The organism is Rheinheimera sp. SA_1 (genome assembly GCF_001669775.1).
GTDB lineage: Bacteria > Pseudomonadota > Gammaproteobacteria > Enterobacterales > Alteromonadaceae > Pararheinheimera.
The window spans coordinates 531352-556492 of the sequence record NZ_LXWK01000011.1; the positions used below are offsets into that span (position 1 = coordinate 531352).

Consider the following 25141-nt stretch of genomic DNA (forward strand, 5'->3'; position numbering starts at 1 on the left):
CTAATTTCAACAAACTGCACAGCTAAAGGAATAAGAAGTCTTTAAACAGCCCCATCTGTTCAATCAATTTTGATGTTCATTAATAATGAACGGGAGATATAAATGAACAGATCGCCAAAACTATAGAACAGACTTTAGCTGCAAGCAGATAATCAAGTGCCGGCCGGACTCAAAATTACAACAGATTATTCCCCACCAGCTCAGACATCGATTTCACCTGATTGACTTTTAACCGGGCAGTTAGCGTAAAGCCGCCGGGTCGCAGCAGATTTTCAACAATGGACAGGCGCGGGTCGGTGTTACCTTTTTCCACTTCACGCAAGGTCTTTTCCGACACCTTACACAGACGGGCATAATTGGCTTGGGTCATCTGATACAAGCCGGTGCGAATTTGCTGCACAGCTTGTCCCAAACTGATTTCACCGCGGTTCAGTTTATCTATAACCTGTTGTTGAAATTGGGTTTTATTTGAAGATTTCATAACAATTTCATCCGTGTTAGCTTCTCTGGCAAATAAGCAAAACCAATAGCGGGAAAGTTCAGGATCTCTGTTGGGCAATCGGCTTGCGCTAACATTACGGGCACTTCGAGCAGTTGTACTGCCAGTTGTCGCAATGTGCTTAACAGGAGGTCCGGGTCGATTAAATCGGCCAGTTGCGCTGCCACTTTTGTAAAATCCACCACTGCTGCCAGCTCCGCACCTCTGCCCCATTTAAACAAGCGGGTGACCTGTTCGGGATCGGCTTTCATCGGTGCAAAATCATAAATCGGCGCATAACTCACATTGCCGTTTTGTTTCAAAAACGACATATTGCGGCCATGATTGTCGGAATTACCAAACACCAGACTCAGCAGATCCCGGATCACATATTCAGTGACAAATTGCTGACGGCTCTGGATCATCGAGCTGCTCAGGCGATCCCAAAGCACTCTGACAACATCAAAGTGATCCCAGGCACTGCCTGGACCGGCGTCGATCACCGAATACACACTCTCCATGCCCAGCCGGTGCAGATAACCGTTTTGCTCAACTACATCAAAACGCGGTAACCATAAACTGACGTGACCATCAACATCATGTAGCTGTAGCTGGTCGCTATCGATGGTGCTGATCCCGGTATTTGTCAGTAGCTTTGATAGCACCCGGTAATAGGCGGCTTCTGCTCTGAGAATGTTGTTGTCGCGTTCAGTGCGTAAATTTCGGGCAAACTTCACCAGAAAAGGACTACCAGTTTTTGCTTTGCCAGCAAAATCGCCGTCGATATATACCTCTTTGCCTTCAACCATCAACAACAGCTTCGGTGCCACCCCGGCGGCGCCGGTCGCACCACCGACTGCAGCTCCGCGGCTATTAGCATACTCGAGAAAATCATGTTCCAGCCGGCAGATCGTCTCCAGCGGAAATCGCAGCGTCGCAGTGTCGTCCGGCGCTAGCACAGCATCCTTCACCCGCACATTGCCAACAGGCGACATGCAGGTTTTTGCCAGCAACATACAATCTGCTTCAAACACATTTAAATGACTGATATCCAGCCGTTGCAACCACCATTGCCGGGTTTTACCAGCTGGCAGTAAATCGTCGAGCAAACCAGGCCAACGCGGATACTCTGCTTCAATCACCGAGACTGGCGCGTTTACCGTGACCGCCTGTTCACTGCAGGAATCAAATATCACACCGGTCTGTTGCAGATAGTCCAGCAAGTAATCAATCTGAACTCTGGCATCCTTACCATTTCCGGAAAAACTCAGCGTTGCGGCATCGTGCCAGCGCCCATCCCAATATGTTTGCAGCAGCATCAAATGAATAGTCCAAGGATTTAGCTATTCGGTAGTTTAGCTCCGTTTTTTAGCAAAAAACAGTAGTTTGCTACCGATAAATACGTAAAAATCCACATTAAACGGTAGTTTATTACCGCTTTGTACCGGAAGACGTTGGGATCATAAGAACCAACAGCCTCAAAGTTACTGTAAAGGGATAGCAGTCCGCTGATACTGCCCGCTGCGTTTCTTTTAAAACGCAAAAAAAAGACCCGGCTAATGCCGGGTCAAACTCCAGGTGCTTACATCGAACTCAAGTGACTAAACTCTCAATTTTATTGCGTAATAACATCGGTGTAACGAAGCTGCATCAGCCAGGTGTTTTACCCAAAAACACCTGCACTGTTAGAACTTCGCCCGCACCCCCAGTGAAAAACGGCGGCCGTAGGTGGCGGCGTATTGGATGTGCGACGGGTGGCCTAAATAGCGGGTGTCTATTTTGTCTTGCAGGTTGGCAATGTCGCCACGAATGGTGAAATTGTCAGTGATGTCGTAACTCACGCCAACATCCATCCAACTGGTGGCGTTGTTGTGCAGCGCTTCGGCCACCGATTTGCCGCCGATAGTCGACCAGTTATCCCAGGCGTAATAACCAGATCGGGCGTTATAGGCGACACGCGCTTCAAAGTTGTGGTTTTCGTAAAAGGCCACCAGGTTGGTTTGGTTTTTTGATAAACCACGAAACGGTTTTTCGTTGCCTTTGTCGTCTTTTTCGCCCGAAACGCTGTCGTTGTAGGTGTAGTTGGCTTGTAAGCCAAAGCCGGCCAAATAATCTGGTAATAGCTCGTCGAAGGTTTGTAACCAGGCCAGTTCGTAACCGCGAATTCGAGCGGTTTTGCTGGCGTCGTTATAAGGTTTCCACACTTCAAATGGCTGACCGTCAATGCTTTCGGTGGTTTTATCCCACTTGATAAAGCTGGCGACTTCTTTGTAAAAAGTGGCAAAGGTCACAGTGCCGCTGTCGTGGTAATACCATTCCAGCGCAGTATCAAACTGATCGGCGGTATAAGGTTTTAACCCCGGCGTGCGCATTTCATAACTGCGTACCCCTTGCTCGTTTGGTTTAATGTTGATGTAAGTATAAGGCGCCATTTCCGCCAGCGATGGCCGTGAAATCACCTGCGAAGCGGCGGTGCGGAAAATCACCTCGTCGGTCAGGTTCAACTTAAAGTTCAGGCTTGGCAGAAGGTCGTCATAACTGGAATCTTCCTGCACCGGCTGCACTGCTTCCCAGCTGTTATCCACCGGCTGGCCATTAGCATCAAACCGCAGGTTATGAATATTCTGGGTATGACCGCTGGCAGCGACATCGGTACGGGTATAACGCAGGCCAAGGTTCAGCAAATAGGCTTTGCCAAATAGCTCGTCTTCAAGATTCATCTCGACAAAAGCATGGGCAATTTCTTCTTTGATAATATAAGACTGCGATTTGGCGATATCGGTTTGCAGTAAAGCGGCGGCGGCCGGATCCAGCTCACCTAAAAACTTATACAGGTTATCCATATTCACCGTGGCCCAGTTGGCCGGAATATTTGATTTGTTGTCCCCCATAAAGTTACTGATATTACCGGCATCCAGCGCGTTACTTGGTAAGCGCCACCATTCATGACCATAGAAATTCACCAACGCGGACTGCGGCGCGTTAATTTTTGCCAGATTCTCGCCGGCGAAAATAGAAGCGTTGCGTGACCGGTGGGTGGTCCGTTCTTTTTCCTGACTGTCAAAACCGGCACCAAATATCACTTTGCTCACCAGGCCATCGTTTTCCCAAGTGCCGGTAACCGCCGCATTCTGGGTTGCGTCTTTGACGCCGGTGCCGTCGGTATTGGTGTACCAGGCCCCGAACACACTGTTGGGTGTGACTTCTTCCGACAAGATAATATCCGGCACGGCCTGACCATTATTCCAGTTCATGCTGGCCGATTCGACGCCGGAGCGCGCCACCACATATTTGTTGTCGCCGTTGTTTTTGTTTTCGGCTTCCGAGCTGGAAATATCAAAGGTGTAGGTAAAGTCGTCCAGCGCCCAATTCACGTTCAAGCCATACTGGTAAGTGGTATTGCGTCTAGGTGCGCGGGTATCGACGATATCCATCAGTGCCGGGCCTTTCCAGGCTAATTGTTCGGCCCAGCCGTCAGCACCCACTTTGACACCGGTATAAACACCATTTTTCGCCGGTAACCAGGACTCGGAATAGGTCACCACCGACAACTGTCGGCCGTGTGAATCAATGTCATACACGCTGTATAAACCATCAAAATTCACATCAATATTGTTGGCTGGCCGCCATTGCAGCGCCATTGTGCCGCCGGTGCGGGTGCGTTCATCGGCATAAGACGTCAGCTGGGCATAACCCGGAAAACGCACGGCGGCGTGTTCTACAATGCCATCACGACCAATATCGACCGGCCGTTCGCTGAAACTCCAGGCCTGGTAACTGTCGTGGCGGTTGGTGTAATTGGAATGGGTGATGGAGGCTAAAGCGCCAAAAGTGTCGTTGTGAAAAGTGTCGCTGATAAACATCGACGCTCTTGGATCGTTACTTTCGGCCCGTTCGTTGTAAGTGCTGTTCAGCGATCCCGACAGCACAAATTTGCCAATATCCAATGGCCGCGCTGTTTGGACGTTGACCACAGCGCCGATGCCACCTTCCGGCAAATGGCCTTGTGGCGTTTTATGCACCTGCACACCGTTGATAAGCTCAGAAGCAATCACGTCATAGTTAAAGTCACGCGACGGATTATCAGAAGCCAACTTGCGGCCATTTAGGGTGGTGATGTTGTAATCGCCGGTTAAGCCACGCACTGTCACCGTCTGGCCTTCGCCATTGGAGCGGGTCACGCTGACGCCCGGAATACGCTGTAGCGCTTCGGCGACGTTTTCGTCAGGGAACTTACCGATATCTTCGGCGACGATGGCATCGACCACGTTGTCAGCCAGTTTTTTAATTTCCTGACTTTCTTTTAAGCTGCTGCGAATGCCGGTGACTTTAATCACTTCGACGCTGTCGTCGGCTTGTGGTTTTTTGGTCTTTTTGCTTTTGGCAGTGTTTGTTGCTTCCTGCTCTGTTTGCACATCACTATTGTCCTGTACGGCGGCAGGGAGCGCCGCTGCGACTGGCCATGCCAACGCCGAGCTGATTAAAAGTGCCAGATAGTTTTTATTCATGGGATTGCCTCGTGTAGTCAATAAATCCGGCCCGGCACTTTTACACTGCGAAATTGCTCTGCGGTTTGCTTTGCGATGTTGCTCTGCAGTTTTGCTTTGCGGTACACCAGCTAAAAAAGCCATTGGCCAGAAGCTGTTTGGCAATGAAGCGCGTGGTGGCTCATTGCTGTTCAACGCTGGAACGGCTTTATTAATCCGCCTTTTATCTGCTCGACGCCTCCTTAAATCCACTGGCTGTTTCTTGAAAAATAAGCATGGGCACAACGCGAAAATTTCAAAGCGCTGACTTTGCTTAAAACTGTAGTCGCATCAGGAACAGAACCGGGCTGAAGCGCCAGCGTGCTGGCACTAAAGCAGGTAACAACAAGGTTTTGCCAGGGCCGCTGCGCTTTACCAACAGAATATTCCCGCTTTGTAACCTTTGCCGGATCTGTCGTTGACGGGCTTTTGTGCCAGGCGCTAACGTCAGCGCCAGCAACCGCCAGCAAAAAAAAGGAGACCCCATGTTTGAACAGTCGGAACACCCGCATCGGCGCTTTAATCCACTTTGTGGCGATTGGGTGTTGGTGTCACCCCACCGCGCACAACGCCCCTGGCAAGGTCAGTTGGAAATACCGGCCACTGCAGTGCTGCCCTCTTATGCGGAGGACTGTTATTTATGTGCCGGAAATAGTCGCATTAATGGCGAGCGTAATCCGCAGTACCGCCAACCTTTTGTGTTTACCAATGATTTTGCGGCGCTGACCGAACACACTCCGGCCTACCAACACAACGAAGACGATTTGTTTATTTTGCAGTCGGCGCAGGGCACCAGCAGAGTGATTTGTTATTCCAACGACCACAGCCGCACCATGCCGGAACTCAGTCAGCTGCAGATTTTGCAGGTGATCCGCAGTTGGATCGACCAGTATCAACAGTTGTCGCAGCAGTATTGTTGGGTGCAGGTATTTGAAAATAAGGGCGCGATCAACGGTTGCTCTAACCCACATCCGCATGGCCAGATTTGGGCCAGCAACACCGTGCCCACCTTGCCAGCTAAAGCCGATAGTGCGCAACGTCAGTACCTGCAAACTCAGGGCAAAAATCTGTTGCTGCATTATGCGGCGCAGGAAATCCAAAAAGCCGAACGGATTGTGGTGCAAAACGAACATTGGCTGGTGGTGGTGCCCTATTGGGCCAGCTGGCCGTTTGAAACTTTGTTATTGCCGCTGTCGCCGATTGCCCGGATGGAGCAACTGAACCATGCGCAGCAACTGGCGCTTGCCGATATTTTGCAGCAACTGACAATTCGTTACGACAACCTGTTTCAGTGTGCCTTTCCCTATTCGATGGGCTGGCACTGCGCGCCTTACACGCCAGCTGGCGACGACCAACCCGACAATCTGGCGCACTGGCAACTGCATGCGCATTTTTTCCCGCCGCTGCTGCGCTCAGCCAGCGTCAAAAAATTTATGGTGGGTTATGAAATGCTGGCCGAAGTGCAGCGTGATATGACACCGGAACAAGCCGCCGCCAGACTGCGTGCGCAAAGCAACGTCCATTACAAAACGCCCATAGCCAAGCTAAAGTCGCAAGGAGCAGATCATGCGCAGTGCTGAATCGATGTTACCGGCCTTAACCCAGGCTTTTGCCAGCCATTTTCATCGGTCGCACCCGGCGATATTTCAGGCGCCGGGCCGGGTCAATCTGATTGGCGAACATACCGACTACAACGATGGTTTTGTGCTGCCTTGTGCCATTAACTTTTATACCTGGGTGCTGGCAGCGCCGCGCGACGATCAAAAAATTCAGGTGCTGGCGCTGGATTATCAACAGCATGACGAGTTTGATTTGCCATTTTCTGCGGCTCACCCTGATATCCACCCAGCTTCCGACACAACAACAAGCCCTATTGCCCACCATCCACACTACAGCTGGGCCAATTATGTGCGGGGCGTCGCCAATAGCCTGCTGCAACAGGGTTATCCGCTGCGGGGATGTGATATTGCCATCAGCGGCAATGTGCCCAAAGGCGCCGGTCTCAGTTCGTCGGCATCTTTGGAAGTGGCGCTGGGCCTGGCTTTTAGTAGTCTGAGCGGTTTTCCCTTGTCGGGAAGCGACAATGCCAAAAATGGTCAGCAGGCCGAAAATCAGTTTGTCGGTTGCCACTGCGGCATTATGGATCAGCTCATTTCTGCGCTGGGGCAACAAGGCAATGCACTGCTGATTGACACCCGCAGCCTCGCTTGTACCCCGGTGAAAATTCCCGAATCACTGTCGGTGTTGATTATTAACTCCAATGTGCAGCGTGGTTTAGTCGACAGCGCCTATAACGAGCGGCGGCAACAATGTGAACAAGCCGCCATCAAGCTGGGGATTAAAGCGCTGCGTGATATCAGCAGCGGTGAGCTGCAACAGCAACAACACCGATTATCGCCGCTGGAATTTAAACGCGCCCGGCATGTGGTCAGCGAAAATGCGCGCACTGAACTGGCGGCAACCGCGCTGCAACAAAGCGATCTGGCGCTGCTCAGTCGGTTAATGGCCGAATCGCAGCAGTCGATGCAGCAAGATTTTGATATTACCGTGCCGGCCATCGATACCCTGGTGCAGCTGGTGCATCAGGTGATTGGTATTCAAGGTGGTGTGCGGATGACCGGCGGTGGTTTTGGTGGTTGTGTGGTCGCTTTGCTGCCCACTGAACTGGTGGCCGATGTTTGTGCCGTGGTTGAGCGTGAATACCCAAAACACACCGGCCTGCAAGCCGACTTTTTTATCTGCGAACCCAGTCAGGGCGCTCTGCAACTGCATCCAGCCAGATGATTATTAAATTCTGATCCATAAAAATAACAGCATGACTTAATTGTTACCGGGGAAAACATGACACTCACCACTTTAGATTTGGCCATTCTCGGCTGTTACGTGCTGGGGCTGATGCTGCTGGCATATTGGGTATCGCGTGATGAACGAGGCCAGCAAAAAGATACTAACGACTATTTCCTCGCTGGCCACAGCCTGCCCTGGTGGGCGATTGGCGCTTCGCTGATTGCCGCCAATATTTCTGCCGAACAAATTATTGGCATGTCGGGTTCGGGTTATGCCATAGGTTTGGCGATTGCCTCTTATGAATGGATGGCCGCCATCAGCCTGATTATTGTCGGAAAATACTTCCTGCCGATTTTTCTGAAACGACAAATTTATACCATGCCGCAATTTTTGCAGCAGCGCTTTGACAACCGGGTCCGCACCACACTGGCGCTGTTTTGGATCGCGGTGTATGTGCTGGTGAATCTGACGGCGGTGTTGTGGCTTGGTGCACTGGCGGTGAATGCCGTCACCGGTCTGGCGCTGTTTGAGAGTATGTTGTTGCTGGCACTGTTATCCCTGGCTTATTCGCTGTATGGCGGCCTGAAAGCGGTGGCATTTACCGACATTATTCAGGTGGTGTTGCTGGTGGCGGGCGGGTTGTTTTTATCCTATCTGACGCTCCAGCAAATAGGCGATGGCCAGGGTGTGCATGCTGGTTTAGAGCGGTTGATGCAACAAGCGCCGGATAAATTTCAGATGATTTTAACCAAGGACAATCCACATTATGTCAGTCTGCCGGGCTTATCGGTGCTGATTGGCGGCTTGTGGGTCATTAACTTATCTTATTGGGGCTTTAATCAATATATTATTCAGCGCGCTTTAGCCGCCAAAGACTTAGCCGAAGCGCAAAAAGGCATTGTATTTGCTGCCTTTTTAAAACTGTTGATGCCAATCATCGTGGTATTACCCGGTATTGCCGCAGTGCTGATTTTGCCGGATTTAGCCAAACCGGACGAGGCTTATCCGCAACTGATGAATCTGATGCCATCAGGCATTAAAGGGTTGATATTCGCGGCCTTAGTGGCGGCAATTTTGTCGAGTCTGGCGTCGATGACCAATAGTGTCGCCACCATTTTTACCATGGATATTTACCGCCAGCTCAAACCGGCTGCATCACAACAACATTATGTGAAAACCGGTCGCTGGGTCAGTGTGTTCGCGCTGGCGCTGGCGTTAATCACCGCTAAGCCATTGCTCGGTGATTTTGATCAGGCGTTTCAGTACATTCAGGAATTTACCGGCTTTTTCACCCCAGGCATTGTAGTGCTGTTTTTACTGGGCATGTTCTGGTCGCGCACCACCGCCAATGCCGCGCTCGCAGCCGCAATTGGCTCAGCGGTGTTGTCGTTGCTGGCGAAAACGTTTTGGCCGGAACTACCTTTTATGGACAGAGTTGGTCTGGTGTTTTTAAGCTGCTTGCTGCTGGCGGTGGTGGTCTCGCTCAGCGAACGCCAGCCAGCTCCAGCAACGGCTGTGCAGTTGTCGGATATCAATTTTGCTACCCAACCCAGTTTTAACTATGCCGCCGTGGCGGTGACTTTGGTGGTGGCGAGTTTTTATTACGCCTGGTGGTAAAAGCTGAGCGCCTGCTAAGCTATTGGAGAGAGTTATGCCAGCTTTTTTGTGCTGGCATAACGGCTTTTTTAGTGCCTGCTAGCTGCGATGGTATTTTTCCGCCAATGCAACAACCGATATAAGGCGGGTAGCACCAATAACGTCAACAAAGTCGAACTGACGATGCCGCCAATCACCACGGTCGCCAATGGCCGCTGAATTTCGGCGCCGGTGCCGCTGTTAAACGCCATCGGCACAAAACCGAGGCTCGCCACCAACGCCGTCATCAATACCGGTCTTAACCGCGACATCGCGCCTTGTTCTAGTGCTTCAACCAAGGCTAAACCCTGTTCGCGTAACTGGCGGATAAAACTAATCAGCACAATGCCGTTGAGCACCGCGATGCCCGATAGCGCAATAAAGCCAATTGCCGCTGAAATCGATAGCGGCATGTCGCGTAGCAACAATGCAAAGACGCCACCCGACAACGCCAATGGCACGCCGCTAAACACCACCAGCGTATCGCGCACTGAATTAAGCGCGCCATACAGCAAGCCAATAATCAGCAATAAGGTTAACGGCACCACAATCATCAGCCGTTCGGTGGCCGATTGCAGCTGCTTAAAAGTACCGCCGTAATCCAGCCAATAGCCTTCTGGTAATGGCAGTTCGTCCATTTTTTGCTGCACGTCGTTGATAAAACTGCCCAAGTCGCGCCCTTCGACATTGGCGGTGACTATCACATTACGTTTGCCACTTTCGCGGTTGATTTGATTTGGGCCACTGATTTCTTCGATGGTGGCGATTTCGCCAAGCGGCACATACCGAAGCTCAGCAGAATCATCGACCGGCAAGGCGATTGGAATTCGCGCCAGCGCTGCCGGGTCCTGCCGCAGGGCTTCAGGTAAACGCAGCACCAGTTTAAAGCGGCGGTCGCCTTCATAAATCAGCCCGACTTGTCGTCCGCCAATCGCCGTTTGAATCAGCTGCTGCATTTTCGCCACATCCATGCCGACCAAGGCTAAATGGTCACGCTGTGGTTCAATCGACAATAGCGGCAAACCGGTGGCTTGTTCCATCCGCGCATCTTCCGCGCCTGGCACTTCGCCCAGCACTGCCGCCACTTGCTCACCGATTTCTGCCAGCACATCCAAATCATCGCCATACACCCGCACCGCCACATCGGTGCGCACGCCGGCAATCAGCTCGTTAAAACGCATTTCAATTGGCTGAGTGAACTCGTATTTATTACCTGGGATTTGCTCGACCAGTGTTCTTAGTTCCTGATCAAACTGCGCCCTGGTTTTTGCTGGATTGGGCCATGCTGACTGCGGTTTCATGATAATAAAAGTGTCGGCGACATTCGGCGGCATTGGATCCGTTGCCACTTCAGGTGTGCCGATTTTTGAAAACACCCGCAGCACTTCTGGCATGGTCGCAATATCGGCTTCCAGCTGCATTTGCATCTCTACCGATTGGGTGAGGCTGGTACCGGGAATACGCAGCGCGTGCATCGCAATATCGCCTTCATCCAATTTCGGTAAAAACTCCGACCCCATGTTATTGGCTTGCCACAACGTCACGCCGAGTAACAGCAGCGCAGCACCAACCAACAACAACGGCAAGGTGATGGAAACGCGCAATAGCGGCTGATAACCACGACGCAAACCCCGCATCAGCCAGTTTTCCTGTTCGGATATTTTACCCCGCACAAACAGCGTTATCGCCGCCGGAATAAAGGTAATCGCCAGCAATAACGCGCCAAGTAACGCCGCAATCACGGTAAAGGCCATTGGCTGGAACATTTTGCCTTCGATGCCACTGAGTGCAAAAATCGGTAAATACACCAGCATAATGATCAGCACGCCAAACATCGCCGGTGTCATCACTTCTTTGGTGGCGGCAAGCACCACGGCGGCGCGCTCGTTTAAGCTCAATAACCGGCCGTGTTTATGTTGCGCTAACCCAAGCTGGCGTAAGCAGTTTTCGACCACAATCACCGAGCCATCGACAATCAGGCCAAAATCAATGGCGCCCAAGCTCATCAAATTGCCGCTGACTTTATTCGCCGCCATGCCGGTAATCGCAAACAACATACTGAGCGGAATAACCAAGGCCGTTAAAATCGCAGCCCGCACATTGCCAAGGAACAAAAACAAAATCACTACCACCAACACCGCGCCTTCCAGCAGGTTGGTTTTCACCGTGTTGATGGTTTTATCCACCAACATAGTGCGGTTGTAATTTTCCTGCGCCACCACGCCTGCGGGCAGACGCAGGTTGATGGCGGCCAGCCGGCTTGCTACTTCTTGAGCGACAACACGGCTATTTTGGCCAAGCAGCATCATCACTGTACCCAGCACCACTTCATCACCATCCTGAGTCGCAGCGCCGGTGCGTAGTTGTTTACCAATCGCCACTTCCGCCACATCTTGCACCCGCACCGGGCCATCGTCGCGTTTAGCTATGACTAGCTTGGCGATATCCTCAACACTGCCGAGTTGCCCCGGCGATCGGATCAGCCACTGTTCGCCATTGCGTTCAATATAACCGGCGCCAATATTGCTGTTGTTTTGCGACAAGGCTTGCGCCAAATCATCCAGCGTCAGCTTAAACGCCAGTAATTTCACCAAATCCGGTGCCACCTGATACTCACGGACATAACCACCGATGGTATTAATTTCGGTCACGCCTGGTACTTTTAACAGCTGCGGCCGGATGATCCAGTCCTGAATAGTGCGTAAATCTTCCGGGCTATAGCTACTTCCATCAGTTTTTTTCGCATCATCGGCGGCTTTGACGGTATAAGAAAAAATCTCGCCAAGGCCCGAAACAATAGGCCCCATTTCGGCATCAATATCATCCGGCAATTCATTACGCACCGCTTGCAGTCGCTCCGACACTTGCTGGCGCGCCCAATAAATATCAGTGCCTTCCACAAAGACCACCGTCACTTGCGACAAGCCGTAACGCGACAACGAACGGGTATATTCCAGCTTCGGCAATCCAGCCATCGCCGTTTCAATCGGATAAGTAATGCGCTGTTCGGTTTCCTGCGGCGAAAAACCTTCCGCTGCGGTATTAATTTGTACCTGAATATTGGTGATATCTGGCACCGCATCAACCGGCAACTGGCTTGCTTGCCACAAACCGCCAGCCGCCAACAACAACGTCAGCAACATCACCAGCACTGGCCTTGCCAGCGCGGCTTTCAGCACCGTATTAATGATCATGGCTGGCCCCCGATTTCAGCACATCGGCTTTGAGGATAAAGCTATTGCTGGTGGCATAGCTGGCGCCTGCCGGTACGCCGGACAACACTTCGACCTGGGTATCATCTGCGCGGCCAAGCTCTGGCATGCGGATTTCAAAAGTGTCGCCAACCCTGATAAAAATCACCGTTTTGTCGTTCCATTGCTGTAACGCCGATTTTTTAATCACCATCGGTGCATCGATGCTGGCAACGGTGACGTCCGTTTTCACATGCATGCCAGGGCGCCAATGGCCCTCATTATTGGCAATCACGCCGCGGGCGCGGGCGATATGGCCGCCAGTCATTTGTGGCGCTATGTAGCTGATGCTACTTTGTGCTGATTGATGGCCGTGTAAGTCTTTGACTGCAAAAGCATCGCCAATTTTTAACTGCTCGGTATCACCGGGAAAGGCCGACATTTCGACGTAAACCGAGGATAAGTCGCTGATTTCTATAATTGGCTGTTCGGTGACTTTGCTGCCAACATTGACAAAAGTTGCGGTTATTTCGCCCGAAGCTGGCGCTGTGATGGCATAGTTTTTCAACGTCGCCGGGTTTTGCAGCTGCGCTAAAATCTGACCTTTTTTCACTTGGTCGCCAACTTTCACCGCTAAGTTTCGCACAATCCCGGAATAAGCTGCGCCAACCTGATATTGCTGCTCAGGAATCACAGCCACCACGCCAAACAAATGCAACTGGGTGCGAATTTGCCCGGCAGCAGCTTGTTCCAGTTCAATACCGGCTTTTGTCACCGAGCGCTCGCTAAGCACAGTGCGGCCTTCAAACGAGTCGTAGTGCCAGTCGTAGCTTTTACCCTGATAGCTGACTGCTACTTCCACCGCAAAAGAATGTGGTTCGCGGATGATTTGATCGCCGAGTAAATAATCCAATTCCGGGGTGAAGTTGATGCTTTCAGCTGTTTCACCTAAACGATTGATGGTGACGTTGGCCTGAACTTTAGCTTTGAGGTCAGCCGCTGCAACCGGCTGTTGATCCTGATAAAAGTACAAGCGCAGCTCAGGTTCAACGCCAGTTTCGTAAATGCTGACTTCAACCGCGAAGTTATCCTTGCTGAGTAATCGACCGCCATGCGGGCCTTTGGCTGGTTCCTCAGCGTGGGCTTCTTCGCCGTGATCATCTTCACCAGCCAGTGCAGATCCACTTAAACTCAGCAAGGTAATGGCAACGAGCAGCGTCAACACCAGTTGGGTGGCGACGTCGATCAACTTTTGGAAACTATATGTTGGGATATAAAAGAGAGCAGTCATTTTGAATCATCCTGTGGTGATGTTAGCGCCGTCGGGCCATTCACGACCAGCGGTAAACCAGTGAAGCGTTCTTGTTCCAGCAGTTGCAGATGCAGCCGGTATTGCAGGTCCAGCACGGTGCGGCGGGTTTGCAAAATGTCCTGCTGCGCGGCCAATAAATCGGTCATATCAAACAAACCTTGTTGATAACCGGCCAACATTTGCTGCAATACCCGCTCAGCGGCTGGTAGCACGGCAGTGTGGTAATCATGCAGTTGGGTGCTCAGTGCCGTTAGTTGTTGGAAAGAGCGTTCCACCTGCAACACCAGCTGTTGCTGCTGTTGTTGTTGCAACAGTTCTGCTTGCTCTGCCGCAGCGGCACTTGCCAGAATATTGCCTTGATTGGGGTTTTCCAGGGTGAGCGGCATACTGAGTTGCAGCACAAAAGCGTTTTCATTCAGCGCTTCGTTACGACGAACACCGGCACCGACCGTCAGATCCGCCTGCCCCAAAGCTTGTGCCAGCTGCTGCTGACTTTGCGCAAACCGGCTTTGGGTCAGCCAATACTGCAGTTGTGGCGCTTGTTGTAATTGCAGCAATACATCGGCGAGTGCCGGTAACTGCGGCAGCTTGGCTAAATCACCTTCAAGGGTTGAAAAATCAGGGGCTTGTAGCCAGTGCTGTGCCAGTAACCGCTGTAAACTTTGTTGCTCCTGCAGCAAAGCCTGCTGCTCCATCCGGCTTTGCAGCACCCGCAGCTCTAAACGTGCTACATCCGCTTCCGGCACCGCACCGGCCTTGGCGCGGATTTTCGCCGCAGCTAATGCTTGTTGTTCAATGGCGATTTTATCCAGCGTCCATTGAAGCAAGCCTTGATGGTGCAACAATTCAAGAAAACTGCGCATGGTCGCGGCCAGCGCATCAACTTTCGCCAGCTGATATTGCTGCTGACTCAGCTGACTTTGCCACTGACTCAGATCCAGTCGTTTTTGCTTTTTGTCACCCAATTCAATGAGCTGACTGAGGCTTAATGTCAGTTCAGCACTTTTGATGCCGCTGCTGCTACCATTGCCGAGGACATTTTCCAGGCTGATATTCAGTTCCGGATTCGGAGTTAACCCGGCCTGTAAAGTTGCGGCATCGTTGATGCGCTGCTGATAAGGGTACAGCTGCAACGCCGGGCTTTGCAGTAAAGTGCGCCGTAGCGCTTCGTTGATCGTGAGTTCGTTGGTCGAACTTTCGTTGGTCAAGAGTTCGTTGGTCAAGAGTGCAGTGTTTTGAGTACCGGCCTCATCGGCTATCACTGTCGACGAAATAATGATCGACATAACAACCAGCAGCGCATGGAAACCAGCGCTGGCAAATTTGATAAGCATAAAGATGCTCCACAATAAACATTTGATAAAAAGTCAGCTCAAAGGTCTGAAATCAATGGATCCAAGGCCGTTGAACAATAAAGAACTTAATAACAATCAAGCGTTTGGTGGAGGAACGTCAGGTGTATAACTGGTGGTAATTAAGGCGTATTGCAATGTTGCAGCCGGGTGATGCAGTACCGGTGCAGCATCAACCAGGTACATCGATGAAATATGACAAGAAACATGGGCGTGCGATGGATGATGTTCATCATTGTCTGACGTCGCATCGGCATCAACCTGTTGCTGATGCGGATGCTCATGTTGGTGTGAAGGCAATTCATCATGCGAGCTGCTATCCAGCACCGAAAACGGGTGATTTTCATCCGGCAAATGCATAACCAAACTCTCACAAGCCGAAACGGCATGATTAAGCATGATAAACATTAATAATATCAACCGGATGAATGATTTTGGCATAACGCCCTCTGTAACAGCAGCCCGCATCATAGCGTATGCTGCGGCTACTTCTCAAGCGTATAAATGAGTTTGACGAGTCACTCAGACCAGCAAAGTGCCAGCCTGAGTACTGGTACCATCACAAAATTCAGCGCTGCTGCCGGAACTCACGCACCGTGAGTTGTTGCCGCCAAATCAGCCGCCAGTCACCACCAGAAGGCAGCGCCGAGCTATCGCGACAGAAATTACCGGCCGTTTCATTCAGCGCCAACACCGTATCCTGACCATCCAATTGATACAACAAACTGACATTCGTATTCTGCCCCGCCGGCCAGTTCACGCAAATTTCATTCGATTTTTCAGCGAGCTGGAATTGGCTGGCGCTGCGCTGTTGCAGTTGCTGCGGCGCGGCATTCCCGCCAACACTGAAGCTGCGGTTATCCTGAGCTGCCAGCAGCATATCGCCCTGCCAGATTTCAAACCGTTGGATGGTCATCTCCGGCAATTCAACCCGGAAATCACGGCTGCTGTTATCTGGCTGATGGTCAATCTGCAGTAGTTGCAGATTAAACTGATGCCAGCTGCCCTGGCCATCCAGCACCTTGATCAGATGACCGCTACTGCTGGTGTATGCCGGCGAGCGTGATAACGGCAGCAGGGTGCGGATTTGCACTGTGTTTCCGCTAAGTGTCCCGGCCAGGTATAAGCCACGAGCAGCTTTTGCTGACGGCAATTGCTGTTGCTGCGTTTGCTGGGCTTGTGGAAAGGCCGCTGGCGGATTTTTCAGCACAAAATCCTGCACCGCTGCCACATTGTAATCAGAGACATGTTGCGGACTGCAATATGACATTACATCGTGATATTGAGTCGGCGAATACCACTTTTTCAGATCCAGTGACAAGCCAACCGATCCAACTGACGAAGGTGCATAAGGATAATCTGGATCCGGACCTGACGGATTACCACAATCGACGTGCTGTCGGCCAAAATTATGACCCAGTTCGTGTGCCAGGATTTCGCCATTGTCCGTATCAAAACCAACAGCAACCGGATAACCCACATAACCCAAGCCACCACAACAACCATCACCCATTTCCGGTTTAAAATAGCCGTAATAATAAACGCCCTCGCCTTCAATGGTGCGTAAATCTTCCAGCTCAGACAGCATCACATAAGCCGTCGATTTTTCACCACTGGCCTTGAGCTGATAAGGCGCGCGCGCCCGCACTTCAACCTGACTAAAGGGCCAAAAGGTTTTTATTGTCGTATGAATTGTTGCCAGATCCGGCAAGGTTGCCACGTTGGTACCAAGCTGGATCGGCACGACCCTGATGGCCAATCGCCGCGAATCAGCAAATACCGGCGTCAGGCTGCGTACCGCCTGACCATCTTGTAATACAGTAATTTGCAGGCCTGCTTTCATCCAGTTGGCCGGAATAATCGCCTGATAGGAATCGGTCAGGCTTCGATGAATTTTACTCACCGGCAGTTGATTCGGGATGGCCGTTGCCAGCAGTTGGGTATTTCCATTGAGCTGCAGTTGCAGCTGAAATTGCGGTAATAGCAACGGGCTTTGTGCGGCAGTCACGTGTAACCGCAGCAAGCCTTCGCGTTCGGCAACCAGTTGTTGTTTAGCCGAAATGGTAATTTGACTAAGGTCAAGACTCTGCAGTTTCGGCGTGGTTGGCGCAGTGCCAACTTCGCCGATCGTAATCAGCTTTTCACCGCCAATGCCGTTGTCAAACCAAATGGCTGGCCGGAACTGATCTGCCTGATAACCGGCAAAAGTTGCACTACCGCTGGCGGCACAAGCTTGCAATGGCGTTACCGACTGGCTTGGTTGCTGATCATCCAGGTCCAGATATAGAGCACAATGCACCGGACGGGGTCCACCGCTAACTTGCCAGCTGTACTGTAACCTGCGATCAACCACCTGAGCATCCATAGTAAATGTAGTTCCGGCAAGGGTATCAGGACAATCACGACGCTTCTCTCCGCCGATGTAAATGCGTGTGTCAAATTTGGTTTCTATCGCATTAATCTGAGCAGAATGAAGTGAATAACCTATTTGATCAAGACAACCTGAAACCGAAATCGTAACTGTCTTAGCCAAATTCAACCTTTCGAGGACCGCAAAATCTTGTATCAGTGTGTTTCCCAGGTCTAAATTTTGCAAATTTTTAACCTGCAGCAGCGGCGTGAGGTCAACAATATCAGTTCCACTAACATCCAGCCATCTAAGATCACTTAGGTTTTTTAAAACCGACAAGTCTCGCACTTTACTTCGGGTTAAATCCAAGGTTCGCAGGGGGGCATCAGCCAATGCACTGAGATCTTCAGTGGCACTGAATATCATATAAAAGTCACTTAATGGCATCCCCTTTAAAGGCGATAAATCAAAAGCAGCTGTATTCCGTAGGTTCAGTTGAAATAGTTTGAGTCCGGCCAGCGGCGTCAAATCGGTGGTGAGCACATCATACATGGCCAAGTATCGCAAATTTATCAGTTTGCTCAGCGGTTTGAGATCGGTGATTGGATTACCACTCACATGAAGTCGATATAACCGGGTCAGGTCCTGCAAAGGTGTCAAATCTGTGATGTCGTTTTCTTCAACAACCAAATGTTGTAGCATCTTTGCATGCTGTACCCCCTGTAAATCTGCCACGCCGTTATTGTGACTCAGAACCAGAGCCGTTAGTCCGGCTAACTGTGTTTTGGTAATTGAGGCGCTGGTGTCCAGTTTCAATTCATAGCGCACTGCTCTGTCCAATTGCGGATCAGGGAATACCACCAGGTGATCTGGATTAAAGCGCGCTTCCACGGTACAAGCTGCAGTAATTGGAGCTGTAGTGAATACTGCACCTGACAATTTGCCACCACAACCGCTAGCGGTGGTGATATCAAAGCCAGCATCTGGCAGCAGCGTAAATTGCAGCGTTTCCCCAAATTTGACCTGCGGGTTTTGCAGACTGAGTTTACCACCAGCGGATACCTGCGTTGTGACCTGGAGAATGCTCGCGGCAAAAACAGCCTCTATTTTGCAGTCGGCGGTGATAGCGCCAGTGCGGTAGACTTCACCTTGCAGCTGGCCGTTACAGCCAGTGACTGACTTCACTAAAAAACTACTGTCAGGTTTCACGCTCAATGTGGCCGTGTCGCCATACAAAATTTGTTGTGACACTGGCGAAATAGTGCCTCCGGCAGAACCGCTGGCACTAACAGTAAAACTAAGTTTTTTAAAACTGGCGGTTACCGTGCAAGCTGCATTTATCTGACCTGTGGTGTAGGTAGTGCCATTGAGACTGCCACCACAACCGCTAACCTTGTCGATGCCATACCCGCCAACCAGGGTGTAAACATCAAAATTGACTGAGCCGCCCTTTTGCACCGACGCAACGGTTGGTCTGATATCGCCACCGAAATCTGCTTGCGCCGAAACCTGAAACACCTGCGTTGCGCTATTACCGCTATCTCCACCACCACCGCCACAACCAGTTAAGGCCAGAATTGCGAATACGACCGCCATGGATCTGAACTGCATTGGAATCTCCTTGATTACCTTCAGGCATACCTACTATCACTGCAGTTACATGGCGCAACAACACCAGCATCGTCTATCAAGGCCGAGGCGTTCATGCAACTAAAAAGGTCATCAAGTTAGCTTAATGTATGAATTTTGCAAACAAAATTCTGTGTCATCGCGTTTTGAATAAGGGATCAATGGCCATCATATTCACTGCACCCGCACCTGCATCACCCCGCCTTTAAACAATCCCAGATACAAATAAGTTTGTTGCTGACGCTGTACCAGCAACATACTGCGTACACCGCCGTAGAAATCGGTAGCTCCCTGATATTGCAGGCGTTGCCAGCTTTGGCCTGCATCGTCAGACCACTGCAAAATCAGCGGTTGTGGTTCGGTGTATTTTTTGTCCCAACCAGCCGTATAAAGGCGGTTATTACGACTGGAGTCGATCATCACGTCAAAGAAAAACCGGTAATTTGAATCTGGCAGCAAATTTTTCCAGCTATCGCCCTGATTATCGCTCGTTACAATACCACCTTCACCGCAGGCAAAAATCCGATTACCGGCAAAACGCACATGGTAATAAACGCTGGGATCCGGCAATAACTTCTGGAACATTTGCTCATGGCCATCGGCCAGCCGATAGCTAAATAACACACCATCTTCGATAGCGCCCTGACCGCCCCACCAGATTTTGCTACGATCCGGCGCGATGCCAAGTGCCGATTTGGGCTGACCAAAACCACGCCAAAAGCCCTGCAACACTTGCCAACTGATCCCGAAGTCGTCGGAAAATGCCAGCACGCCAATACCGGTGCCATAAAGACGTTTTTGGGTTTTGTCGTACTGCAGCGCATAAATGCCTTCATGTTCACCATCGGCGCCAAAGGGCCGGCGAACTTCCTGCCAACTGGCACCAGCGTTAAATGTTTCCTGCAGCTGATGACTTTGCATGCCCTCTTCATCTTGCTTAGAAACGGCCGCCAGCCAGTGTTGATCGTCAATAAAGGCCAGGTCGCGCAGCGAGTAGCCTTTTAGCCCCAGTAATTGCCAGCTGTCCTGTTGTTGTTGATAAAGGCCATCATCCGTCAGAGCCAGAATTTTGTCTTGCTGCTGATATAACCGTTCCACCACCAGTCCCGACATGCCCTGATGGCTAAATACAAAAGGAGTTGGTGGCGGCTGTTCTGGTTGCGACTGAGGAGAGATACTGTCGCCACAGGCTACCAGACCCAAGGCGCACCCGATCAATAAAATCCAACAACGAAAGTCCATAGTTTTTTCCTTTAATGAGCAGCCGTCTGGCACAACGATCCTGACGACGATGCGGCACTTTCGTTATAAATTCAAAGATAAAGTCATGAATAGCAATAGGCTTGTTGTAATTTTATGTAATTGACGTGAAATTAGTCCAGTACCAGCTGCATTTGGCGGACTGGTATTGCAAAGCAGTTCGATTGCAGTCTGGTTGTCAGCTGCTGCATAGCGGCCTTTAATGGCTATACAAGCTTCAGCGACTACTGGCACAATCGGCAATCACTGGCTCTCAAAAACCGTTGTTTGGACTTTGCATGCATATCGAATTACTCAGTTCAATCAAATACATCAGCGCCAGCACCTGGAATGATTTATTCGCCGCTGATTACCCCTTCTGCCGCCATGAGTTTTTACAAGCGTTAGAACTTGGTAATAGTGTTGGCAAAGGCACCGGTTGGTTACCGCAGCATTTATTGTTGTGGGATGGCGAAAAGTTAATCGCGGCAGCACCGGCTTATCTGAAACAACATTCGTACGGCGAATATCTGTTTGACCGCGCGTTCGCCGAGGCGTATCAACGGCACGGCTTGCGTTATTACCCGAAATTACTGTTGGCGGTACCTTTTACTCCGGCACAAGGCCCGAGGCTTGGCATCGCGAAAGGCGTAGAGCCGCTGAGCGTTTTACCGCTATTGCAGCAAGCACTGCTGAACGGCACTGCAACAACCACGCCTGCCACAACAGTTTTGCCGCTAAATCTATCAGCCTTAAGCCATTGGCAATGTTTGTACGCGGACCAAACCGAACAAGCACTGTTTCGCGCCGCCGACTGGCTGGAGCGCTTTGATGTGCAGTTTGAATGGCAAAATCCGGCTCCAAAATTTGCCAGTTTTGAGCAGTTTCTTTCCACCCTCACAGCTCGTAAACGCAAGCAAATTCGCAAAGAGCGCGCGCTGGTGCAACAGCAAAGACTACAAATACGTACCTTAACCGGTGACGGCCTCGATGCCGCTTTTTGGCAGCGGTTTTATCAGTTTTATGTCGCGACCTATCTAAAACGTTCAGGTCATCAGGGCTATTTAACGGAGCAAACTTTTTTGTTGTGGGGCAGAACCATGGCAGCGCAGATCGTGGTATTCAGTGCCTGGCATGACGACGAAATGGTCGCGGCTTCTTTGTGTTTTCGCTCTAACGATAAGTTGTACGGCCGTTACTGGGGCTGCAGCGACGCTTATTCGATGTTGCATTTCGAATGTTGTTATTACGCCGGTATCGACTATTGCATCGCACAAGGTTTAAGCGCTTTTGATGCTGGTGCCCAGGGCGAACACAAGCTGCAGCGAGGTTTTGTGCCGGTGATCCGCTCTGGGTTTTATCGGTTTTTGCCGTCAAGTCCGTCAGCCGATCCGGCAAGCGTTGCGCAGGCTGAACTTGAAAAAAGCATGCACAGCGCTATCGCCAATTATTGCCTCGAAGAGCAAAGCATGGTGCTGAATTATCAGCAACAGGCTCGCTCTGCATTACCCTTTGCCAATTCTGGCGCCTGTTAATCTTTGCCACTGTTTTTGGCTACGACTTTGGCAAAATCGTCGCTGCTATGCCGCTCCGGCAATTGTTCATGCGGCTCACCCCAATTGCGATTCACCATCACGCCACGTTGTACCGCAGGTCGTTGATCAATAGCGTTGGCCCAGCGCTGGACATGCTGATAACTTTGCACATCCAGAAATTCGGCCGCGTTATATAACCGCCCCAAAGCCAGGCCGCCGTACCAGGGCCAAATCGCCATATCGGCGATGGAGTATTCGCCGCCAGCGACATACTCATGCTCGGCCAGCTGCCGATCCAGCACATCCAGTTGCCGCTTGGCTTCCATCGCATAACGGTTGATTGGGTATTCATATTTTTCCGGCGCATACGCATAAAAATGGCCAAAACCACCGCCAACAAAAGGCGCGCTGCCCATTTGCCAGAACAACCAGTTCAGTACTTCGGTACGCGCCTGCCCTTCTTTAGCTAAAAAGGCACCGAACTTTTCTGCCAGGTGCAATAAAATGGCGCCAGATTCAAACACCCGTTGCGGCTGCGCGCCAGATAAATCCAGCAAGGCTGGAATTTTACTGTTTGGATTCACGTCCACAAAACCACTGCCAAACTGGTCACCTTCACGGATGCTAATCAGCCAGGCGTCATATTCAGCGCCCTGGTGCCCAGCCGCCAGTAATTCTTCCAGCATGATGGTCACTTTGACGCCATTGGGCGTTGCCAGCGAATACAGCTGCAGCGGATGTTGGCCAACCGGCAATTCTTTTTCTGCGGTAGCGCCTGCGATGGGTCGGTTAATACTGGCAAAAGCGCCGCCATTTTGCTGATCCCATTGCCAGATTTTCGGTGGGGTGTAACTATTGCTACTCATAAATGCTCCTAAAAAATAGCGAATTAACATTTGGGGTCAGAGTCAATTGTTAACAAATTTCTGTTAACAATTGACTCTGACCCCAAATGTTAACCGTGGCTAACGACAATAGCGCAAAAAGCTGGCTGTCGCATATTCACTTGTGATCTAAGGTCATGCCACTATAGTTTTAAATGATGCAGCAAAAGTGCAACAGGAGTACGCGTGGTAAGCAATGACTGTAATCAAATAACACGATGGGCAGCTGCGCTGGCGATGTTATTGCTGCCGCTGGCGGCTGCAGCAAAACCACTGCAACTTTGTCATGACGCCGCTGTAGATCCGAAATATGAATCCAGTGTCACAGTCGGCAATTACGCTGTGACCGGTTTACATAATGTGATGACGTTGAAGATTTTAATTAAACTTGGCATCGATGTTCAGCTCCACAGTATGCCTTGGGTGCGTTGCCTGCATGCGGTAACCAAAGGCGATGTTGATGGCGCCATCGGTGTTGGCTGGACTGCCGAGCGGGCACTCAGCATGCAGTTTCCACTACAATCTAATGGCGAACCCGACCCGGCTTTTGCCCTGTTTTCTGTCAATTATTTCGTTTACAGCCACGCCCAGGGGGATTTGCAATGGGATGGCCAAAAGTTTCATCAGGTTAAATTTGGTATCGCCGCCCCCAAGGGCTTTATTGTCGCCCAAATGCTGCAGCAATTGGGGGTGTATAACCCGCTGGAAGCTGAAATTGATGCCGCCATTATGCTGACTGTCAACCGGCGGATTGATGGTTTTGTGCAGTCCAGAACAGTCGCTGAAGGACAAATTGCGCAAAGCAAAGACGCCAAGCTGATCAAAAGGTTAGAGCCGGTATTTTTTCGCCAACAGCTCTATCTGGTATTCAGCAAACAGGCAATGCAACGTGATCCAACTCAGTTAAAACAAATCTGGCAAACCATTCCGGAATTCAGGCCAGTTCCTGCAGCGCAATAACGCAGCCATTTGGCCGCATTGCCCTGACCGAAGCAATGTAATCCAAAGCAAAGTAAATAGTAACCGGTAGGCAAAATATCCGCAGCGACTGGATCTTTGCTACAATCACACTAAATTTAATTTGCTAATTTAGTGTGTTACAACTTTAGTATCTTTGCAGCAATGGTCTGTTTTTTCCGCCAGTGGCAGCGGTGAAGTCGCCTTTTTATGGACGAAGAATTCAGTTCAGCAGAAACTGTCTGGGAATTGATGATGAGCAACAACTCACCAAGCGCGATTGAACTTTCGACCACCGTCACCGCCCGCGAAGTGCTGGAACTATGCAAATATCGGCCGGATTTACTGCTAACTTCAGATGAGCCGCAACCATCAGAACAGTGGAAACTTGATCTGATAGAATTTTGCGTCGCGTCGGCTGGTCTTGATGACGCGGCTCGCCAAACCTTATGTACGGCCAAAATTGTCACTGCTTATACCAAGCTTTGCAGCATTACTCTGCCGGTGACTGGCGCCAGTATTATTCATTCAAAAAACCCGAACATCCGGTGGCTCTATTTTTGGAATCTGTTTTTTCTGGTGATCTGCCTGTCGTCGTTGGTCATCGCCAACTTGCATATTTACAGCACTACAGCCGCCGAATGTCATTGTTGGATAAATTTGTCCGATTATTCAATCCATTATTACCCGGTGTTGTCAGGCTTGTTGTGGGGAGGCCTTGGTAGTTGCGTGTATCTGCTGAAAAAGGTCAATGATATTTCGCAGTCCCGCGAATTTGATCCAGATGTATTTACCGGCATATTTTCCAGGATCATGTTAGGCGCAACATTGGGTTGGGTGGTGGTGAATATTTTTGATATGGACACCCTGGATGTGGATGGGGTTTCGGTCCCGGCGGTCGCCTTTTTAACCGGATTATCGGTGAAAGTAGTCTACGGTTTTCTGGAGAAAGTGGTTGGTGAGCTTGAACAAAAATTTAAACTGCACAGCTTAAAAGGCAACAATGCACCCAAGGTGTCCTTTAAAGATCAGTTGGCGCAGTTTCAGCTAAAACTGGACCCCAGTGCTGACTACGCGTTATTTCAGGCCTGTAGCGCACTGCGCCTACAATTGGAAAAGCAACAGCAGCAACAGGCAGATCACTCAGCACAGAACACCACTGAAAAATGAACAGCTTTCCCACTGCCGACCGCGGTTGCTGGCATCGCCTGTCCACTTTTTTAGCGGCGTTTGGCTGTAGTGCAATTATAGGCACATGCCCAATAC

17 protein-coding genes are annotated in these 25141 nt (G+C 50.6%); 6 read left to right on the forward strand and 11 right to left on the reverse strand.

Features of this window, described 5'->3' with window-relative positions:
* Positions 1–175: 175 nt before the first annotated feature.
* The 4 genes from A5320_RS03595 to A5320_RS03610 all read right to left on the reverse strand — a co-directional run bounded on the left by A5320_RS03595 (position 176) and on the right by A5320_RS03610 (position 5491).
* The gene (locus A5320_RS03595) at positions 176–481 is read right to left on the reverse strand and encodes a helix-turn-helix domain-containing protein (RefSeq protein ID WP_068060996.1); all 306 of its coding nucleotides are present in this window, start codon (positions 479–481) and stop codon (positions 176–178) included.
* A complete protein-coding gene (locus A5320_RS03600; protein ID WP_068060999.1) occupies positions 478–1797 on the reverse strand; it encodes a type II toxin-antitoxin system HipA family toxin in 1320 nt (439 codons plus the stop codon). Before A5320_RS03600 ends, A5320_RS03595 begins: the two co-directional genes overlap by 4 nt.
* Before the next feature lie 366 nt (positions 1798–2163).
* Positions 2164–5109 carry a TonB-dependent receptor gene (locus tag A5320_RS03605; protein ID WP_157605609.1) on the reverse strand — a complete coding sequence of 982 codons (2946 nt, stop codon included), beginning with the start codon at positions 5107–5109 and terminating at the stop codon, positions 2164–2166.
* Between the two features lie 169 nt (positions 5110–5278).
* Positions 5279–5491: a hypothetical protein gene (locus tag A5320_RS03610; protein WP_068061005.1), complete on the reverse strand. Its 213-nt coding sequence runs from the start codon at positions 5489–5491 to the stop codon at positions 5279–5281.
* Between A5320_RS03610 and A5320_RS03615 the strand changes: the two genes are divergently transcribed.
* From A5320_RS03615 to A5320_RS03625, 3 genes are read left to right on the forward strand one after another with little or no spacing between them, the layout of a single operon-like run.
* Entirely contained in the window at positions 5490–6584 is a 1095-nt protein-coding gene (locus A5320_RS03615; protein ID WP_068061009.1) for a UDP-glucose--hexose-1-phosphate uridylyltransferase, read from the forward strand. The genes A5320_RS03610 and A5320_RS03615 overlap by 2 nt on opposite strands.
* Positions 6571–7788 (forward strand): galactokinase, encoded by a 1218-nt coding sequence (gene galK / locus A5320_RS03620; protein ID WP_068061011.1) that lies wholly within the window; start codon positions 6571–6573, stop codon positions 7786–7788. The genes A5320_RS03615 and galK overlap by 14 nt, the downstream gene beginning before the upstream one ends.
* A 57-nt stretch (positions 7789–7845) precedes the next feature.
* On the forward strand, positions 7846–9408 hold the full coding sequence (locus tag A5320_RS03625) for a sodium/sugar symporter (RefSeq protein ID WP_068061013.1): 1563 nt from the start codon (positions 7846–7848) through the stop codon (positions 9406–9408).
* Between the two features lie 68 nt (positions 9409–9476).
* Here the strand turns inward: A5320_RS03625 and A5320_RS03630 are convergent, their stop codons facing one another.
* The 6 genes from A5320_RS03630 to A5320_RS03655 all read right to left on the reverse strand — a co-directional run bounded on the left by A5320_RS03630 (position 9477) and on the right by A5320_RS03655 (position 20502).
* Entirely contained in the window at positions 9477–12620 is a 3144-nt protein-coding gene (locus tag A5320_RS03630) for an efflux RND transporter permease subunit (RefSeq protein WP_442966045.1), read from the reverse strand.
* On the reverse strand, positions 12610–13908 hold the full coding sequence (locus A5320_RS03635; RefSeq protein WP_068061016.1) for an efflux RND transporter periplasmic adaptor subunit: 1299 nt from the start codon (positions 13906–13908) through the stop codon (positions 12610–12612). The genes A5320_RS03630 and A5320_RS03635 overlap by 11 nt, the downstream gene beginning before the upstream one ends.
* Positions 13905–15263: a TolC family protein gene (locus A5320_RS03640; protein WP_068061019.1), complete on the reverse strand. Its 1359-nt coding sequence runs from the start codon at positions 15261–15263 to the stop codon at positions 13905–13907. The genes A5320_RS03635 and A5320_RS03640 overlap by 4 nt, the downstream gene beginning before the upstream one ends.
* A 96-nt stretch (positions 15264–15359) precedes the next feature.
* Positions 15360–15722 carry a cobalt transporter gene (locus tag A5320_RS03645; RefSeq protein ID WP_157605611.1) on the reverse strand — a complete coding sequence of 121 codons (363 nt, stop codon included), beginning with the start codon at positions 15720–15722 and terminating at the stop codon, positions 15360–15362.
* 127 nt (positions 15723–15849) lie between these two features.
* The gene (locus tag A5320_RS03650; RefSeq protein ID WP_068061024.1) at positions 15850–19242 is read right to left on the reverse strand and encodes a M66 family metalloprotease; all 3393 of its coding nucleotides are present in this window, start codon (positions 19240–19242) and stop codon (positions 15850–15852) included.
* Positions 19243–19434: 192 nt separating this feature from the next.
* Positions 19435–20502, reverse strand: coding sequence for a WD40/YVTN/BNR-like repeat-containing protein (locus A5320_RS03655; protein ID WP_068061026.1), 1068 nt, complete (start codon positions 20500–20502; stop codon positions 19435–19437).
* 296 nt (positions 20503–20798) lie between these two features.
* Here A5320_RS03655 and A5320_RS03665 point away from each other — a divergent pair, with 296 nt between their 5' ends.
* Complete coding sequence (locus tag A5320_RS03665; RefSeq protein ID WP_068061034.1) at positions 20799–22034, forward strand: GNAT family N-acetyltransferase; 1236 nt, start codon at positions 20799–20801, stop codon at positions 22032–22034.
* Here the strand turns inward: A5320_RS03665 and yghU are convergent.
* Entirely contained in the window at positions 22031–22900 is an 870-nt protein-coding gene (gene yghU, locus A5320_RS03670) for a glutathione-dependent disulfide-bond oxidoreductase (protein WP_068061037.1), read from the reverse strand. The two genes, A5320_RS03665 and yghU, sit on opposite strands and share 4 nt — an antisense overlap.
* A 204-nt stretch (positions 22901–23104) precedes the next feature.
* On the opposite strand from yghU, the gene A5320_RS03675 reads away from it, so the two are divergent.
* Together A5320_RS03675 and A5320_RS03680 are read left to right on the forward strand one after the other, a co-directional pair.
* A complete protein-coding gene (locus tag A5320_RS03675; protein WP_068061041.1) occupies positions 23105–23878 on the forward strand; it encodes a substrate-binding periplasmic protein in 774 nt (257 codons plus the stop codon).
* 207 nt (positions 23879–24085) lie between these two features.
* On the forward strand, positions 24086–25045 hold the full coding sequence (locus A5320_RS03680) for a hypothetical protein (RefSeq protein WP_068061044.1): 960 nt from the start codon (positions 24086–24088) through the stop codon (positions 25043–25045).
* The last annotated feature ends 96 nt before the right edge of the window (positions 25046–25141 follow it).